This window comes from Pseudomonas sp. RIT-PI-S (assembly GCF_025642975.1).
GTDB lineage: Bacteria > Pseudomonadota > Gammaproteobacteria > Pseudomonadales > Pseudomonadaceae > Aquipseudomonas.
Genome location: NZ_JANZKJ010000001.1, coordinates 196,220 through 213,607 on the forward strand (window position 1 = coordinate 196,220; position 17,388 = coordinate 213,607).

A 17,388-nucleotide genomic window follows, 5' to 3' on the forward strand; every position below is an offset into this window, starting at 1 on the left:
CCGGATTGCCGATGCCGCGCACGGATCGCCGCTGGGGCTGACGGGGGCAGGCCCGCGGCCGGTGATGCGGGGCGGCGGCTGGCGAGGTTGAGCGTCTGCGACGGGGCCCGCCGTCCAGGCGCGGCACTCCCACATTTGGCGGGCGGTGGTATAGTGCGCCGCTCGTCGACCCTCCCCGGCGTGTGCCCTGGCCGCAGGCCTGCACGTCTGACTGGGGTGTCGCATCGCAAGGAGTTTGAATGAGTGCCGAACACGCCTACGCCGTCGAGCTAAAGGGAGTTACCTTCAAGCGCGGCGCGCGCAGCATTTTCGAAAATGTGGACATCCGCATCCCGCGCGGCAAGGTCACCGGTATCATGGGGCCGTCCGGCTCCGGCAAGACCACTCTGCTGCGCCTGATGGGCGCCCAGTTACGGCCCGCCGTTGGCGAGGTCTGGGTCAACGGGCAAAACCTGCCGCGGCTATCGCGCAGTGATCTGTTCGACGCACGCAAGCACATGGGCGTGTTGTTTCAGAGCGGCGCGCTGTTCACTGACCTGGACGTTTTCGAAAACGTCGCTTTCCCGCTGCGGGTGCATACCGACCTGCCCGAGGAAATGATTCGCGACATTGTATTGATGAAGCTGCAGGCGGTCGGCCTGCGGGGCGCCCTGGAGCTGATGCCCGATGAGCTTTCAGGTGGCATGAAGCGGCGGGTGGCGCTGGCCCGGGCTATCGCCATGGACCCGCAGATCCTTATGTACGACGAGCCCTTCGTAGGGCAAGACCCAATCGCCATGGGCATGCTGGTGCGCCTGATCCGCCTGCTCAACGATGCCTTGGGAATCACCAGCATCGTGGTGTCTCACGACCTGGCGGAGACTGCCAGCATCGCCGACTACCTGTATGTGGTAGGGGATACTCAGGTGCTGGGGCAGGGCACGCCCGCGGAACTGATGGCGTCGGAGAACCCGCGCATTCGTCAGTTCATGAAGGGCCAGGCCGATGGGCCGGTTCCTTTTCATTTTTCCGCGCCAGCCTTGGCCGACGACTTTCTGGGGAGGCGCTGATGCGCCGCAAGTCATTATTGCAACGGGTTCGCCTGCTGGGGCGGGGCGCTATCGACATGATTGCCGGGCTTGGCCGCGCTACGCTGTTCCTCGGCCATGCCGTGTTCAGCCGTGGGGGCGTTTCGGGCGGTTTCTCGCTGCTGGTGCGTCAGCTTTATTCGGTTGGCGTGTTGTCGCTGGCGATCATCATCGTGTCGGGGATTTTCATCGGCGGCGTGCTCTCGCTCCAGGGCTTCAGCATTCTGACCAAGTACGGTTCCGAGCAGGCCGTTGGGCAGATGATTGCCTTGACCCTGCTGCGGGAGCTTGGCCCGGTGGTCACCGCACTGCTCTTCGCAGGGCGCGCGGGGTCGGCCCTTGCGGCTGAAATAGGCAACATGAAGGCCACCGAGCAGCTGTCCAGCCTCGAAATGATTGGCGTTGACCCCCTCAAGTACATCATCGCGCCGCGCCTGTGGGCGGGGTTTATTTCCCTCCCGGTGCTGGCCGTGCTCTTCAGCGTGGTGGGTATCTGGGGTGGCTCCTGGGTCGCGGTGGATTGGCTAGGCGTTTATGAAGGCTCGTTCTGGGCCAACATGCAGAACAGCGTGAGCTTCACCGAGGACGTGCTCAACGGGGTGATCAAGAGCGTGGCGTTCGCCTTCGTGGTGACCTGGATTGCTGTCTATCAGGGCTACGACTGCGAACCCACCTCCGAAGGGATCAGCCGCGCTACTACTCGTACCGTTGTCTACGCCTCGCTGGCCGTATTGGGGCTCGATTTCATTCTGACCGCTTTGATGTTTGGAGATTTCTGATGCAAAACCGCACCCTGGAAGTCGGTGTCGGCCTGTTTCTCCTGGCCGGGATCCTTGCCCTGCTGTTGCTGGCCCTACGGGTCAGCGGGCTGTCGCCGAGCTCCGCCCACGACACGTACAAACTTTATGCATATTTTGACAATATCGCCGGCCTCACGGTCAGAGCAAAGGTGACTATGGCCGGTGTCACCATCGGCAAGGTCACTGCGATCGATTTGGACCGTGACACCTTCACCGGGCGCGTTACCCTCCAGTTGGACAAGCACGTGGATAACCTGCCGGTGGATTCCACCGCCTCGATCCTCACCGCTGGCCTGCTAGGCGAGAAGTACATCGGCGTAAGCGTGGGCGGGGAAAGCGCTGTGCTGAAGGAAGGTCAAACCATCCACGACACACAATCTTCCCTGGTGCTCGAGGATCTGATCGGCAAATTCCTGCTCAATAACGTGAGCAAAGAGGCGAAATAAGGAGTTCCAATGATAGCCATTCTGCGTCGAACCCTGGTCGCCATGCTGCTGGCGCTGCCACTGCTGGGCCATGCCGCCTCAGGGCCTTCCGCCCATGACCTGGTACAGGACACCACCACCCGGTTGCTCGCCGACCTCGCCGCCAACCGCGAGAATTATCGGAAAAACCCCGAGGCGTTCTATATTGCGCTGGATCGGATCATTGGCCCGGTCGTCGACGCGGAAGGCATTTCGCGTAGCGTGATGACGGTGAAGTACTCCAAGGCAGCGAAGCCTGCACAAATCAAGTCATTCGAGGAGAATTTCAAGAGGGGCCTGTTCCAGTTCTACGGAAATGCCCTGCTTGAGTACAGCAATCAAGGGATCACCGTGGACCCCGCCAAGGACGAAAGCGGTGACCGCACCTCCGTCGATATGAAGGTCAAGGGCAGCAACGGCGCGATCTACCCGGTGTCTTACACGCTTGAGAGGGTCGCTGGCGAGTGGAAAGTGCGCAATGTGATCGTCAACGGTATCAACCTCGGCAAGTTGTTCCGTGATCAGTTCGCCGACGCCATGCAGCGCAACGGCAATGACCTGGACAAGACCATCAATGGCTGGGCTGGCGAAGTCGCCAAGGCGCAGGATGCTTCAGGCAAACAGCCCTTGCAGCAGGGCCAGCAATGAGCCTCGCCTCGGTAAGCCTCGCCAATGGCGAGCTGTGCCTTGCTGGTGTGCTGGATTACCGTACCGGCGCCCATCTGCGCGAACAGGGCAAGGCCTTGGTTGCCCAGGTGGCAGGTAATGAAGTGGTGGTAGACTGCTCGGCAGTCGAAAAAGCCAGCAGCGTCGGCGTTTCCCTGTTGCTGGCCTTCAGCCGCGATGCACGCGCTGCGGGCAAGGCGCTGAAGGTTCGCGCCATGCCTCAGGAGCTATGCCAAATCGCCGACGTGTGCGGTATTTCGGCGCTGCTCGAGCGCGCTTGATGCGCGACCACCGCTTGGTCTGGGGCGCTCGCAGCGCATCGGCTTTTTTTGTATCATGGCCGACCCGCGCGCACAGGGCGCCGATCGAGGTTAAGCATGCAGGCCCTAGAAGTTAAAAGCTTCCTTGAAGCGAAGCTGCCCCAGGTCCAGGTGGAAGTCGAAGGCGAAGGCTGCAACTTCCAGTTGAACGTTATCAGCGACGAACTGGCCGTGTTGAGCCCGGTCAAGCGTCAGCAGCAGATTTACACGCACCTGAACCCGTGGATCGCCGACGGCAGCATCCATGCCGTGACGATGAAATTTTTCACCCGCGCAGCCTGGGCTGAGCGCACCTGAGCCACAGGCTTCGAGAGTGTTATGGACAAACTGATCATTACTGGCGGGGCTCGCCTGAACGGCGAGATCCGCATCTCCGGCGCGAAAAACGCAGCCCTTCCCATCCTGGCCGCGACCTTGCTGGCCGATGGCCCGGTGACAGTGGCGAACCTGCCGCACCTGCACGACATCACCACCATGATCGAGCTGTTCGGGCGCATGGGCATCGAGCCTGTGATCAACGAAAAGCTGGCGGTGGAAATCGACCCCCGTACCATCAAGACCCTCATTGCGCCCTATGAGCTGGTCAAGACCATGCGTGCCTCGATTCTAGTATTGGGCCCAATGGTCGCCCGCTTCGGCGAGGCCGAGGTCGCGCTGCCTGGCGGCTGCGCCATCGGCTCCCGGCCGGTGGACCTGCACATCCGTGGCCTTGAGGCCATGGGCGCGACCATCGACGTCGAAGGCGGCTATATCAAGGCCAAGGCGCCAGAAGGCGGCCTGCGGGGCGCGAACTTCTTCTTCGATACGGTCAGCGTGACTGGCACCGAGAACATCATGATGGCTGCGGCCCTGGCCAAAGGGCGCACCGTGCTGCAGAACGCCGCGCGCGAACCTGAAGTGGTCGACCTGGCGCACTTCATCAACGCCATGGGCGGTAACGTTCAAGGCGCAGGCACCGACACCATCATCATCGAAGGCGTCGAGCGCCTACACTCGGCCACTTACAAGGTGATGCCCGACCGTATCGAAACCGGCACCTATCTGGTTGCGGCGGCGGTCACTGGAGGCCGGGTCAAGCTCAAGGACACCGATCCGACCATCCTCGAAGCGGTGCTGGACAAGCTCCGTGAAGCCGGCGCTGAAGTCACCACTGGCGCAGACTGGATCGAGCTGAACATGCATGGCAAGCGCGCCCGGGCCGTCAACCTGCGCACCGCGCCATACCCGGCGTTCCCTACCGATATGCAGGCCCAGTTCATCTCGCTCAACGCCGTAGCCGAAGGCACCGGCGCGGTCATCGAAACGGTATTCGAAAACCGCTTCATGCACGTGTATGAGCTGCTGCGCATGGGCGCTCATATCCTGGTCGAAGGCAATACCGCCGTCGTCACCGGCGTGGCCGGGCTCAAGGGCGCTCCGGTCATGGCTACCGACCTGCGTGCCTCGGCAAGCCTGGTATTGGCCGCATTGGTCGCCGAAGGCGATACGCTGATCGACCGCATCTACCACATCGACCGTGGATACGAGTGCATCGAGGAAAAACTGCAGATGCTGGGCGCGAAGATTCGCCGCGTGCCGGGCTAACGTTCATGGCCGGGTTTTCCCGGCCTCTTGTTGAATAGGGATTCGCTTCTCCCATGCTGACCATCGCGCTGTCCAAGGGCCGCATTCTCGACGATACCCTCCCGCTGCTGGCGGATGCGGGTATCGTCCCGACCGAGGATCCGGACAAGAGCCGCAAACTCATCATCCCCACCACCCAGGATGACGTTCGCCTGTTGATCGTGCGCGCTACCGACGTGCCCACCTATGTCGAGCATGGCGCCGCCGATCTTGGCGTGGCCGGCAAGGACGTGCTCATGGAGTATGGCGGCCAGGGCCTTTACGAGCCGCTGGACCTGAAAATCGCACAGTGCAAGCTGATGACCGCCGGTGCTATCGGCGCCCCTGCTCCCAAGGGGCGGCTGCGGATAGCCACCAAGTTCGTCAACGTTGCCAAGCGCTACTATGCCGAGCAGGGCCGTCAGGTCGACATCATCAAGTTGTACGGCTCGATGGAGCTGGCACCGCTGGTGGGCCTGGCCGACAAGATCATCGACGTGGTCGACACCGGTAATACGTTGCGCGCCAACGGCCTGGAACCTCAGGACCTGATCGCGAACATCAGCTCCCGCCTTGTGGTGAACAAGGCATCCATGAAGATGCAACACGGGCGCATCCAGGCGTTGATCGACAGCCTGCGCCGGGCCGTGGAATCGCGACACCGCGGCTAATCTCTTCCAAGCGCGACCTTCGGCCGCGCTTCGCTATCCGCGCCATGAGCCTATGAAGGCGAAGAAGCCTGATCCTGGCGCGGGAGCCCTGCTAAATTACCCGTCCCGTTTCAGTTTCAACGCCCATCATCGAGGCCAGCCATGACCGCACCTACCGCAATCCGCCGACTTGACGCCACAGCTCCGGACTTCGCGCGGCATCTGGACCATCTGCTGAGCTGGGAAAGCGTCTCCGACGATGCGGTCAACGGCCGGGTGCTGGACATCATCCAGGCTGTGCGCGAGCGCGGCGATGCTGCCGTTGTGGAGTTCACCCAGCGCTTCGATGGCTTGCAGGTGGCGAGCATGGCGGAGCTGATCCTGCCGCGCGCGCGGCTGGAACAGGCATTGGAGCGCATCACTGCGCAGCAGCGCGAAGCGCTGGAAACGGCTGCCGCCCGGGTGCGTGATTACCACGAAAAACAGAAGCAAGGCTCTTGGAGCTACACCGAGGCAGACGGTACTGTGCTCGGCCAGCAGGTTACCCCTCTGGACCGCGCCGGCCTGTACGTGCCCGGCGGCAAGGCCAGTTACCCTTCGTCCGTACTGATGAACGCCATTCCCGCGAAGGTCGCGGGCGTACCTGAAGTCGTGATGGTGGTGCCTACCCCAAGGGGCGAAGTGAACGAGCTGGTGCTCGCCGCTGCTTGTATCGCCGGGGTCGACCGCGTGTTCACTATCGGAGGCGCCCAGGCCGTTGCCGCGCTGGCGTATGGCACCGAAAGCGTGCCCCGTGTAGACAAGATCGTAGGCCCCGGCAACATCTACGTGGCGACGGCCAAGCGCCATGTGTTCGGCCAGGTCGGCATCGACATGATCGCCGGCCCTTCGGAGATCCTCGTGGTGTGCGATGGCGGTACCGACCCGGACTGGATCGCCATGGACCTGTTCTCCCAGGCTGAGCACGATGAAGATGCCCAGGCGATCCTGGTCAGCCCCGACCAAGCCTTCCTCGACCGCGTGGCACAGAGCATCGACAAGCTGCTGCCCACCATGGAGCGCGCTGAAATCATCCGCACTTCACTGATCAACCGCGGCGCGTTGGTCAAGGTGGCAGACATGGCCCAGGCCATCGAGGTCGCCAATCGGATCGCGCCAGAGCACCTGGAGTTGTCGGTCGAAGACCCGCAGCAATGGCTGCCACAGATCCGCCACGCCGGTGCGATCTTCATGGGGCGGCACACCAGCGAAGCGCTGGGCGACTACTGCGCCGGGCCTAACCACGTGTTGCCCACCTCTGGCACCGCACGCTTCTCCTCGCCGCTGGGCGTTTACGATTTCCAGAAGCGTTCGTCGATCATTTTCTGCTCGGAGCATGGCGCTTCGACCCTCGGGCGCACCGCCTCGGTGCTGGCCCGGGGCGAGTCGCTCACTGCCCACGCCCGCAGCGCTGAATACCGGATCAAGGAAGCCTGACCATGAGCAAATTCTGGAGCCCCTTCGTCAAGCAATTGGTGCCTTACGTGCCTGGCGAACAGCCGAAGCTGACCAACCTGGTCAAGCTCAACACCAACGAAAACCCATACGGCCCCTCGCCGCTGGCACTTGAAGCCATGCGTGCGGAAATAAACGACACCCTGCGCCTTTATCCAGACCCGAACGGCGACCGGCTCAAGCAGGCGGTCGCGGCCTTCTATGGCGTGCAGCCCGCGCAGGTGTTCGTGGGCAATGGATCGGACGAGGTGTTGGCGCATATCTTCCACGGGCTGTTCCAGCAGGAACGCCCGCTGTTGTTCCCCGATATCAGCTACAGCTTCTATCCGGTGTATTGCGGTTTGTACGGTATCGCGTTCGAGCAGGTGCCGCTCGACGAGGCTTACCAGATCGACCCACACGCCTACGCGAAGCCCAACGGTGGGATCATTTTCCCCAACCCCAATGCGCCGACTGGCTGCCTGGTGGCACTGGAAACCATCGAGGCGATAGTCCAAGCCAGCCCGGATTCGGTCGTGGTGGTCGATGAGGCCTACATCGATTTCGGTGGTGAGACCGCCATCGGCCTGGTCGATCGTTACCCCAACCTGCTGGTGACCCAAACGCTGTCCAAGTCTCGGTCGCTGGCCGGCCTGCGGGTCGGCCTGGCGGTGGGGCATCCGGACCTGATCGAAGCCCTGGAGCGGGTCAAGAACAGCTTCAACTCTTACCCGCTCGACCGCATCGCGCTGGCTGGCGCGACGGCAGCCTTCGAGGATCGCGCCTGGTTCGAGCAAACCCGTAATGCGGTGATCGATAGCCGAGAGCAGCTGACGATGGCGCTACAGCAGCGGGGGTTCGAGGTGCTGCCCTCCGGCGCGAACTTCATCTTCGCTCGCCATCCTGAACGGGACGCCGCGGAGATCGCCGCCCAATTGCGTGAGCGCAGCGTGATCGTACGGCACTTCAAGCAGCCACGTATCGCACAGTTCCTGCGCATTACCATCGGTACCCCGGAGCAGAATCAGGCCCTGCTGGACGCGCTGTAACCTTTGTTGTAATTCGTGGGATCTGCCCGCATCCCACAGAGCTCTGCTTACGCTCTGTGGGCGATGGGGCCACCTGCGAACTGATGGCCCGCCGCTCAGCCCTCCTTCGCGGGAGCAGCCGGTGCGGGTGGCGGGCGCAGGCCCACTTCAGCACTTAGCTTGAGTGTCTTGCCATTGCGCATCACCTCAATGCCAATCTTGTCGCCCGGTTTGGTTCGTGCCACCTGGTTCATCGACCTGCGGCCATCGGCAGCCGGTTCGTTATCGATGCTCAGGATCACGTCGCCCAGTTGCAGCCCGGCCTTTTGTGCCGGCCCATCGCGGAAGATACCCGCCACCACGATGCCGGGGCGGTCCTTGAGGCCGAAAGATTCGGCCAGGTCGTCTGTAAGGGGTTGCACTTCGATGCCCAGCCAGCCGCGAATCACTTGGCCATGTTCGATAATCGACTTCATCACCTCTAGCGCCAGCTTGGTGGGGATGGCGAAGCCGATCCCCTGTGAACCGCCGGATTTAGAGAAAATCGCCGTGTTGATGCCGGTCAGGTTGCCGTTAGCGTCCACCAGCGCGCCACCGGAGTTGCCAGGGTTGATCGCCGCGTCGGTCTGGATGAAATCCTCGTAGGTATTGAGGCCCAGTTGGTTGCGCCCGGTGGCGCTGATAATCCCCATGGTGACGGTCTGGCCGACGCCAAAGGGGTTGCCGATGGCCAAGGCGACGTCGCCAATGCGCAGGTTGTCAGAGCTGCCGATGGTGATCGCGGGAAGGTTTTTCAAATCGATCTTCAACACCGCAAGGTCCGTTTCCGGATCGCTGCCGATCACCCGTGCGATGGTCTCCCGGCCATCCTTGAGTGCCACCACGATCTGATCCGCGCCAGAGGTCACATGGTTGTTGGTCAGCAAGTAACCCTCCGGGCTCATGATCACCCCAGAGCCCAAGCTCGATTCCCAGCGCCGCTGGCGCGGCAGGTTATCGCCGAAGAACCGGCGAAATTGCGGGTCTTCGAACATGGCCTGGGAAGATTTGTTGACCACCTTGGTGGTGTACAGGTTGGCCACCGCCGGCGCCGCGAGGGTGACGGCATCGGCGTAGGACACCGGCCCCTGAAGCACCGTGGCCGATTGTGGGGCCTGTTGCAGATTGACGTCCTGGCTGGGCAGGCCGACCCATTGCGGGAAGCGAAGGATGATCAACAGTGCGACCAGAATGCCGGTCAGCAACGGCCAGCTGAAATAACGCAAGGCAATCGACATTGAAGGTTCTGCTTCCTTAAGGGCCTGGGGGATACAGCGTTTCCACACGGCGGGGGCCGGCTCATAATGGGCGCCATTATACGAGCGCTTCGGCGCCCGCAAACTGCCTTATGGAGACTTTTATGGCTGTGTCATTGACCACCCTGGTAGACGAAGCAGACCGCTACCTGGGCAGCGCGAAAATTGCCGACTACTGCCCCAATGGATTGCAGGTCGAAGGCCGCCCTCAGGTGCGTAAAATCGTCAGTGGGGTCACCGCCAGCCAGGCTTTGCTGGATGCCGCGGTAGCTGCGGGCGCAGACCTGGTGCTGGTGCATCATGGTTATTTCTGGAAGGGCGAGAGCCCATGTGTGACGGGGATCAAGCAGCGGCGCCTGAAAACCCTGCTCAAGCATGACATCAGTTTATTGGCCTACCATTTGCCGCTGGATGTTCATCCCGAGGTCGGCAACAACGTGCAGCTGGCGGCGCGCCTGGGGCTGACCGTCGAAGGGCCGTTGGACCCTGGCAACCCTAAGGTAGTGGGGCTCGTGGGCTCGTTGAACCCACCGCAAACGGCGATGGAGTTTTCCCGGAAGGTGAGCCAGGTACTGCAGCGTGATCCATTGGTGGTATGCAGCGGCCAGGTAGTGCGGCGGGTTGGCTGGTGCACCGGCGGCGGCCAGGGGTACATAGACACGGCCATTGCCGCCGGGGTGGACCTTTACCTCACAGGCGAGGCATCCGAGCAGACATTTCACAGCGCCTGCGAAAATGGAGTGTCATTCATTGCCGCCGGCCATCACGCCACCGAGCGTTATGGCGTGCAGGCGCTGGGCGAATACCTTGCGCAGAGGTTCGCCTTGGAACACCTGTTCATCGACTGCCCTAATCCGGTCTAGCTAAAACCGACTGGCATATGCTCATAGTTTTTGGATCTAAGCGGCTGCCTTAATAGAGGAGGGCGCTGTGATAGAGTGCCCGGCTCGAACACGGCCCGCAGGCCGTCCTATCTGCAACGCAATCCGTGAGTAGCCATGGTCGATAAACTGACGCATTTGAAACAGCTCGAGGCGGAGAGCATCCATATCATCCGTGAGGTCGCAGCCGAGTTCGACAACCCGGTAATGCTCTACTCCATCGGTAAAGACTCCGCTGTCATGCTGCATCTGGCGCGCAAGGCTTTCTTCCCCGGGAAGCTGCCGTTTCCAGTGATGCACGTCGATACCCAGTGGAAGTTCCAGGAGATGTATCGCTTCCGCGACCGTATGGTCAAGGAGATGGGCCTGGACCTGCTGGTGCACGTCAACCCGGAAGGCGTGGCTCAGGGCATCAACCCCTTTACCCATGGTAGCTCCAAGCACACGGACATCATGAAAACCCAGGGCTTGAAGCAGGCGCTGGACAAGTATGGTTTCGACGCGGCCTTCGGCGGCGCGCGGCGTGACGAAGAAAAGTCCCGCGCCAAGGAGCGGGTCTACTCGTTCCGCGACAGCAAGCACCGCTGGGACCCGAAGAATCAGCGGCCGGAGCTGTGGAACCTCTATAACGGCAAAGTGAACAAGGGCGAGTCCATCCGGGTGTTCCCCTTGTCCAACTGGACCGAGCTGGATATCTGGCAGTACATCTACCTTGAGCAGATCCCTATCGTGCCGCTGTACTTCGCTGCCGAGCGCGAGGTCATCGAGAAGAACGGCACGTTGATCATGATCGACGACGATCGCATCCTCGAACACCTGAGCGACGAGGAGAAAGCACGTATCGTCAAGAAGAAGGTCCGCTTCCGCACTCTGGGCTGCTATCCGCTCACCGGCGCGGTGGAATCCGATGCGCAGAGCCTGACGGACATCATCCAGGAAATGCTCCTGACCCGTACTTCGGAACGCCAGGGCAGGGTCATCGACCACGATGGCGCCGGTTCCATGGAAGACAAGAAGCGTCAGGGTTACTTTTAAGCCTCAAGTTACAGGCGGCAAGTCACAAGGCGGGCGCGGCAAGCGCAGCTTTTCGGTCTTTGGCTTGCCGCCTGTGTCGAGGGGTGGCTAAAGGGCGCTCGGTCCTGTGCGCAACTAAGGACCCAGCTAATGACTGGCTCTGAAATTGGCTACCTGACGGCTGGGCTGGCAAACCACTGGATTAATGAAACCCGCGAGCTTTCCAACTTGCTCAGCCGGGCTGATAAACAGAATTTCTAACTAGCGGTACGCAGCAAGCTTGGCGCTTGAAGCTTACGGCTTGGAGCTCGACCAAATGAGTCATCAATCCGAATTGATCAGCGAGGACATCCTTGCTTACCTGGCGCAGCACGAGCGTAAAGAGCTGCTGCGCTTCCTGACTTGCGGGAACGTGGACGACGGCAAGAGCACGCTGATTGGCCGCTTGCTCCATGACTCGAAGATGATCTATGAGGACCATCTGGAGGCCATTACCCGCGATTCGAAAAAAGTCGGCACCACGGGCGAAGAGGTGGACTTGGCGCTGCTGGTCGATGGCCTGCAGGCGGAGCGCGAGCAGGGCATCACCATCGATGTGGCGTACCGCTACTTCTCGACCGCCAAGCGCAAGTTCATCATCGCTGACACCCCAGGCCATGAGCAGTACACCCGCAACATGGCGACGGGCGCATCCACCTGCGACCTGGCCATCATCCTGGTGGACGCTCGCTACGGTGTGCAGACCCAGACCCGCCGGCACAGCTATATCGCCTCCCTGCTGGGCATCAAGCACATCGTTGTGGCGATCAACAAGATGGACCTCAAGGGCTTCGATCAGGGCGTATTCGAAGCGATCAAAGCCGATTACCTGCAGTTCGCCGAAGCGATCGACCTGGCGCCTTCCAGCCTGCACTTTGTGCCTATGTCTGCGCTCAAGGGCGACAACGTGGTCAATCGTAGCGAGCGCTCGTCTTGGTATACAGGCCCCGCGCTGATGGAAATCCTCGAAACCGTGGAGGTCGCCGCCGATCGCAACCTCACCGACCTGCGCTTCCCGGTGCAGTACGTGAACCGCCCGAACCTGAACTTCCGCGGCTTTGCCGGCACACTGGCCAGTGGTGTGGTGCACAAGGGCGATGAAGTGGTGGTGCTGCCGTCGGGCAAGAGCAGCCGGGTCAAGTCCATCGTTACCTTCGAGGGTGAGCTGGAGCAAGCCGGCCCGGGCCAGGCCATCACCCTGACCATGGAAGATGAAATCGACATCTCCCGTGGCGACCTGCTGGTGCATGCCGACAACGTCCCGTCAGTGACCGACCAGTTCGAGGCAATGATGGTATGGATGGCCGAGGAGCCCATGCTCCCGGGCAAGAAATACGACATCAAGCGCGCGACCAGCTATGTGCCGGGCTCTATCGCCAGCATCGTTCACCGGGTAGACGTGAATACGCTGGAAGAAGGGCCGGCCAGTGCCCTGGCGCTGAACGAAATCGGCAAGGTGAAGGTTGCCCTGGATGCCGCCATCGCCCTCGACGGTTACGGCAGCAACCGCACCACTGGTGCCTTTATCGTCATCGACCGCCTCACCAACGGTACCGTGGGCGCGGGCATGATCATTGCGCCACCGGTGGTGCCGCACGGCAGCGGAGGCGCTCATGGCGCGTTGGCGCATGTGAGCGTGGAAGAGCGTGCCCTGCGCTTCGGGCAGAAGCCTGCGACGGTGCTGTTCACCGGGCTTTCGGGGGCCGGCAAGAGCACCCTGGCGTACGCGGTGGAGCGGCGGCTGTTCGATATGGGCCGGGCGGTCTTTGTGCTGGATGGGCAAAACCTGCGCCACGACCTCAACAAAGGCTTGGCGCAGGATCGCGCCGGGCGCACTGAAAACTGGCGTCGCGCTGCGCACGTGGCTCGTCAGTTCAACGAGGCCGGCTTGTTGACACTGGCGGCCTTCGTGGCGCCAGACGGCGAAGGTCGCGCGCAGGCGAGGGACTTGATCGGCGGCGACCGCCTGCTGACAGTGTACGTCCAGGCATCGCCGCAAGCCTGTCGCGAGCGCGATCCGCAAGGGTTGTATGCCGCCGAGAAAGACAACATCCCGGGTGAGTCCTTCCCGTACGACGTTCCGCTTAATGCGGACCTGGTGATAGACACCCAGTCGGTGAACCTGGAAGACGGCGTCAGGCAGGTACTGGAACTGTTGCGCAGGCACGGCGCGATCTGACCTCTTCGCTGTATGAAAACCCCGCTTCGGCGGGGTTTTTCATGCGAGGCCTGTAAGGCGCCAGGTGCTCGGCGGCGCCGGTCCCTCCAGTCGTCAATACTTATTTCCCATTTGCTTAGGATCTCTCCTAAAATCGTTTAAAATCAATAACTTACAATATTGCGCCCTTATACTCTGATGTCATGCATGTCGAGGACTTGCATCAACAACATAATCAGAAAAATGGAGTAGGGAAATGCGCAAGATTTACAAGGCAATGGCTTTCGCGGGTGTATTCATTGCTGCCGGTCAGGTCAATGCTGATGTCGGCCAGAAATGCTGCCCGTTCAGCGACGAGAGCCTGAAGACCCAGATCCAGCCGCTGACCGGTTCCACCGAGCAGGTGCTCAAGCTGCAAGGCAGCAAGTTCGCCTGGAAGGCGGATGGTCGCGAGGATATTGGCCTGATCGCGCAGAATGTGAAAGAAGTCTATCCGCAACTGGTACACGAAAAGGAAGGCCTGCTGACCGTCGATTACGACAAGCTGGTAGCGCCCCTGATCGAGTCGGTTCGTGAGCTGAACGCGCGCATCGAAGTACTGGAAAAGGCGCAGAAATAACAAAAGCCCCGGTCTTACGGCCAGGGCTTTGGGCGCCTGTCGGCGCCATCGCGGGCAAGCCACGCTCCTACAGGACGTTCGGGGTTTGTCAGCGACCTGAAGGGCCTCTCTCGAGGCCCTTTTTCGTTACTTGCGTTTGAGCCCATATTCTTCAACCAGCATGCCCGGGGTGCCCGCTGCTGGGGATCAAACACATCGCTCTAGGGCGCAGGGCGGTTCAGCAGGCAGGGAAGCCTTGCCTTTTGAACCGGTTTTCCTTTGCGCCACATGCTGGGCACTTCCTTTAGTACTTACACAGGAAGCATGCCATGCCTTTGCAAAACGACCCCTCGACAGACCAGCAAACCCGCCCCGACCCTTGGGCCGATGCTGCCCAGCGCTACCCGATAAACGCCGTGGCCACTGCACACGTGACCGTGGTACGGGAGTTTGGCGTTTTCGCCGAGCTGGAGAAGGGTATCGAGGGGCTTATTCACATCAGTGAAATACCACTGAGTGAGGAGGAGACCGACCTGCGCAAGCTTTATGCGGTGGGTGACGCCTTACAGGTTCGCATCCTGCACCTTGACGCCAGCGCACACCGTTTGGCCCTTAGCTTGAAATAATTGCCGTAGCGGCAACAGAGGGCTGGGCATTGGTAGCCAGCCCTTTGCCTCACTTACGTTTCAACCCATATTGCTCATCCAGCATGCCTGGACCATCGGGGCTCTTCGGCGCGTAGTCCTTGGGAACCTCTTGGTCCCGCGGAGGAGTCAGGCGATCGCGCGGGGGCTGGCTGGCATCTGGGTGCAGCGCGGCAAGCAGGCGTTGGCGCGTCAACTCGTCCAGGGCCAGATGGTTGGCGCCCTCGGCCAAGTGCTCCTGCACTTCCTGGTAACTCTGGGTCAGCTTTTTCACCAGGATGGCGGTGCTGTTGAAGTGGGTTACGACCTCGTGCTGGTAGTTATCGAATTTCTTCTGCAGATCGTCCAACTGACGTTGAGTACCGCCCGGTACGGCGTTGGGCATAAGGCGAGCAATGAGGAAGCCGGCGACGACACCCACCACGAGGGCCAGGGTGGGCAGCAACCAAACCAAGAGCGAGTGTTCCACGAGTCCTTCCTCTATAAACGGCTTTGCATTACGTTAACGGCTCGCACCCGCGCTGTATACCGCGACGCGCCTGAAAAGCGCAGCTGCGCGGAGCGCCCTGCACCGGGCCCCGCGGGTACAACCCGATAGACGAGTCGACCCTAGCCAGGGTCACGGAGTTCATACCCTTGCTGATCCGCGAAAACCCTTTGATGCTCGACGGCCCGGTGGGCCAGCTCGAAGCCCTCTACCTCGAAGTGCCCGAGCCACGGGGCTTGGCGCTGCTGTGCCATCCAAACCCCGTGCAAGGCGGGACCATGCTCAACAAGGTGATGTCGACCTTGCAGCGCACTGCCCGGGACGCCGGTTATATCACCTTGCGCTTCAATTACCGGGGCACCGGCAGCAGCGCCGGCAGCCATGACATGGGGCTCGGCGAAGTCGACGATGCCAATGCCGCGGCTAACTGGCTGCGTCTCCGTCATCAGGGCTTGCCATTGACCCTGCTGGGTTTTTCGTTCGGCGGTTTCGTTGCCGCCACCCTCGCAGGCCGGCTAGAGCGCCAGGGCGCGGTGTTGCGTCATTTGTTCATGTGCGCGCCAGCGGTCATGCGCCTGCGGAACGAAGAGCCCTTGCCCGAGCGCTGCCCGATCACCGTGATTCAGCCTGAAACCGACGAAGTCGTAGACCCTGAAGCGGTGTTCGAATGGTCCAGTGGGCTCGCGCAGCCCCATGAGCTACTGAAAGTGGCAGAATGCGGGCACTTCTTTCATGGCAAACTCACGGACCTCAAAGACCTGGTTTCGCCGCGCCTTGCCCCTTGACTGCAGCCTGATAAGCGATCGCCCATGACCACCCGGATTCTCACAGGTATCACCACTACCGGCACGCCCCACCTGGGCAACTACGCCGGTGCCATCCGTCCCGCCATTGAAGCCAGCCGCCAGAGCGGCATGGACTCGTATTATTTTCTGGCCGACTACCACGCCCTGATCAAGTGCGACGACCCGCTGCGCATCCAGCGCTCGCGGTTGGAGATCGCCGCCACCTGGCTCGCGGGCGGCCTGGACGTATCCAGGGCTACCTTCTATCGGCAGTCCGATATTCCTGAAATCCCCGAACTGACCTGGCTGTTGACTTGCGTGGCCGCCAAGGGCCTGCTCAACCGTGCCCATGCCTACAAGGCATCGGTGGACAAGAACGTTGAAGCCGGCGAAGACCCGGACGCCGGCGTGACCATGGGGCTGTACAGCTACCCCGTGCTCATGGCCGCGGACATCCTCATGTTCAACGCCCATAAGGTGCCGGTGGGTCGCGATCAGATCCAGCACGTGGAAATGGCCCGGGACATCGGCCAGCGTTTCAACCATCTGTTTGGTCATGGCAAAGATTTGTTCGTGCTGCCCGAGGCGGTCATCGAAGAGAGCGTGGCGACCCTGCCTGGCCTGGATGGCCGCAAGATGTCCAAGAGTTATGACAACACCATTCCATTGTTCAGCAGCCCCAAGCAGCTTAAGGACGCCATCGCCCGGATCGTCACCGACTCCCGCGCGCCAGGCGAGCCGAAGGACCCGGACAACAGCCACCTGTTCACCTTGTACAGCGCCTTCGCAACTCCGGCGCAAAACGAGGAGTTCCGCGGCCAACTGCTTGCGGGCCTCGGCTGGGGCGAGGCTAAGCAGCGCTTGTTCGCCTTGCTCGACAGCGAGTTGGGCGAGGCGCGGGAGCGCTATCACCAATTGATCGAGCGCCCGGCGGACCTGGAAGACATCCTCTTGGCTGGCGCTGCCAAGGCGCGCAAGGTCGCCACCCCGTTCCTGGAGCAGCTGCGCGAGGCGGTAGGGCTGCGCTCGTTCCGGGCGCAGGTCAGCGGTGCAGGAGAAGCCCGCAAAAAGGCGAGCAAGGCGGCGCGCTTCGTCAGCTTCCGTGAAGGCGACGGCTTCCGCTTCCGCCTGCTCAGCGCGGACGGCGAACAGCTGTTGCTGTCGCGGACCTTCACTGACGGCAAAAGCGCCGGGGCGGCGAGCAAGCGCTTGCAAGACGGTGAGGCAGAGCTGCAAGCCGAGGCCGACCGCTTCGGCCTTTGGCTCGATGGTGCTTGCGTGGCAGACAGCCCGGCTTTTGCCGATACCGCCAGCCGCGACGCAGCGATCGACGCCGTGCGCCAGGCCCTGCGCCCGCAGTCGAGCTGAAAGACCGTCCACCGCGCCCTTGATTGCCAACCCGAAGGGCCGCCGTTAA

General features: G+C 61.6%; 19 protein-coding genes. 17 read left to right on the forward strand and 2 right to left on the reverse strand.

Annotated features, from left to right (window positions below; genetic code table 11):
• Positions 1 to 239: 239 nt before the first annotated feature.
• From OGL93_RS00880 to hisC, 10 genes are all read left to right on the forward strand, one after another.
• Positions 240 to 1,049: an ATP-binding cassette domain-containing protein gene (locus tag OGL93_RS00880; protein WP_263260414.1), complete on the forward strand. Its 810-nt coding sequence runs from the start codon at positions 240 to 242 to the stop codon at positions 1,047 to 1,049.
• Positions 1,049 to 1,846 (forward strand): lipid asymmetry maintenance ABC transporter permease subunit MlaE, encoded by a 798-nt coding sequence (gene mlaE, locus OGL93_RS00885; RefSeq protein WP_263260415.1) that lies wholly within the window; start codon positions 1,049 to 1,051, stop codon positions 1,844 to 1,846. Before OGL93_RS00880 ends, mlaE begins: the two co-directional genes overlap by 1 nt.
• Complete coding sequence (mlaD, locus tag OGL93_RS00890) at positions 1,846 to 2,313, forward strand: outer membrane lipid asymmetry maintenance protein MlaD (RefSeq protein ID WP_263260416.1); 468 nt, start codon at positions 1,846 to 1,848, stop codon at positions 2,311 to 2,313. The genes mlaE and mlaD overlap by 1 nt, the downstream gene beginning before the upstream one ends.
• Before the next feature lie 9 nt (positions 2,314 to 2,322).
• Complete coding sequence (locus OGL93_RS00895) at positions 2,323 to 2,979, forward strand: ABC transporter substrate-binding protein (protein ID WP_263260417.1); 657 nt, start codon at positions 2,323 to 2,325, stop codon at positions 2,977 to 2,979.
• Complete coding sequence (locus tag OGL93_RS00900) at positions 2,976 to 3,278, forward strand: STAS domain-containing protein (RefSeq protein ID WP_263260419.1); 303 nt, start codon at positions 2,976 to 2,978, stop codon at positions 3,276 to 3,278. The genes OGL93_RS00895 and OGL93_RS00900 overlap by 4 nt, the downstream gene beginning before the upstream one ends.
• 96 nt (positions 3,279 to 3,374) lie before the next feature.
• Positions 3,375 to 3,614 (forward strand): BolA family protein, encoded by a 240-nt coding sequence (locus OGL93_RS00905; protein WP_263260420.1) that lies wholly within the window; start codon positions 3,375 to 3,377, stop codon positions 3,612 to 3,614.
• Positions 3,615 to 3,635: 21 nt separating this feature from the next.
• On the forward strand, positions 3,636 to 4,901 hold the full coding sequence (gene murA, locus OGL93_RS00910; protein ID WP_263260421.1) for a UDP-N-acetylglucosamine 1-carboxyvinyltransferase: 1,266 nt from the start codon (positions 3,636 to 3,638) through the stop codon (positions 4,899 to 4,901).
• Positions 4,902 to 4,954: 53 nt separating this feature from the next.
• Positions 4,955 to 5,590, forward strand: coding sequence for an ATP phosphoribosyltransferase (gene hisG, locus OGL93_RS00915; protein WP_263260422.1), 636 nt, complete (start codon positions 4,955 to 4,957; stop codon positions 5,588 to 5,590).
• Positions 5,591 to 5,731: 141 nt separating this feature from the next.
• Complete coding sequence (hisD, locus tag OGL93_RS00920) at positions 5,732 to 7,045, forward strand: histidinol dehydrogenase (RefSeq protein WP_263260424.1); 1,314 nt, start codon at positions 5,732 to 5,734, stop codon at positions 7,043 to 7,045.
• 2 nt (positions 7,046 to 7,047) lie between these two features.
• Positions 7,048 to 8,091 (forward strand): histidinol-phosphate transaminase, encoded by a 1,044-nt coding sequence (hisC, locus tag OGL93_RS00925; RefSeq protein ID WP_263260426.1) that lies wholly within the window; start codon positions 7,048 to 7,050, stop codon positions 8,089 to 8,091.
• Between the two features lie 95 nt (positions 8,092 to 8,186).
• On the opposite strand, the gene algW is transcribed toward hisC, so the two are convergent.
• Positions 8,187 to 9,347 carry a Do family serine endopeptidase AlgW gene (gene algW, locus OGL93_RS00930; protein WP_263260427.1) on the reverse strand — a complete coding sequence of 387 codons (1,161 nt, stop codon included), beginning with the start codon at positions 9,345 to 9,347 and terminating at the stop codon, positions 8,187 to 8,189.
• 122 nt (positions 9,348 to 9,469) lie between these two features.
• Here algW and OGL93_RS00935 point away from each other — a divergent pair, with 122 nt between their 5' ends.
• From OGL93_RS00935 to OGL93_RS00955, 5 genes are all read left to right on the forward strand, one after another.
• Positions 9,470 to 10,228, forward strand: a complete 759-nt coding sequence (locus OGL93_RS00935; protein WP_263260429.1) for a Nif3-like dinuclear metal center hexameric protein — start codon at positions 9,470 to 9,472, stop codon at positions 10,226 to 10,228.
• 135 nt (positions 10,229 to 10,363) lie between these two features.
• Positions 10,364 to 11,281, forward strand: a complete 918-nt coding sequence (gene cysD / locus OGL93_RS00940) for a sulfate adenylyltransferase subunit CysD (protein WP_263260430.1) — start codon at positions 10,364 to 10,366, stop codon at positions 11,279 to 11,281.
• Positions 11,282 to 11,576: 295 nt separating this feature from the next.
• Positions 11,577 to 13,478 (forward strand): sulfate adenylyltransferase subunit CysN, encoded by a 1,902-nt coding sequence (gene cysN, locus OGL93_RS00945; RefSeq protein ID WP_263260432.1) that lies wholly within the window; start codon positions 11,577 to 11,579, stop codon positions 13,476 to 13,478.
• A 235-nt stretch (positions 13,479 to 13,713) separates the two neighbouring features.
• Positions 13,714 to 14,076 (forward strand): tail fiber domain-containing protein, encoded by a 363-nt coding sequence (locus OGL93_RS00950; RefSeq protein WP_263260434.1) that lies wholly within the window; start codon positions 13,714 to 13,716, stop codon positions 14,074 to 14,076.
• A 308-nt stretch (positions 14,077 to 14,384) separates the two neighbouring features.
• A complete protein-coding gene (locus tag OGL93_RS00955; RefSeq protein WP_263260435.1) occupies positions 14,385 to 14,681 on the forward strand; it encodes a S1 RNA-binding domain-containing protein in 297 nt (98 codons plus the stop codon).
• Positions 14,682 to 14,730: 49 nt separating this feature from the next.
• On the opposite strand, the gene OGL93_RS00960 is transcribed toward OGL93_RS00955, so the two are convergent.
• The gene (locus tag OGL93_RS00960) at positions 14,731 to 15,168 is read right to left on the reverse strand and encodes a DUF1043 family protein (protein ID WP_263260436.1); all 438 of its coding nucleotides are present in this window, start codon (positions 15,166 to 15,168) and stop codon (positions 14,731 to 14,733) included.
• A gap of 167 nt (positions 15,169 to 15,335) precedes the next feature.
• Between OGL93_RS00960 and OGL93_RS00965 the strand changes: the two genes are divergently transcribed.
• Complete coding sequence (locus tag OGL93_RS00965; protein ID WP_263260438.1) at positions 15,336 to 15,971, forward strand: alpha/beta fold hydrolase; 636 nt, start codon at positions 15,336 to 15,338, stop codon at positions 15,969 to 15,971.
• A gap of 24 nt (positions 15,972 to 15,995) precedes the next feature.
• Entirely contained in the window at positions 15,996 to 17,339 is a 1,344-nt protein-coding gene (locus OGL93_RS00970; RefSeq protein WP_263260439.1) for a tryptophan--tRNA ligase, read from the forward strand.
• Positions 17,340 to 17,388: the final 49 nt, after the last annotated feature.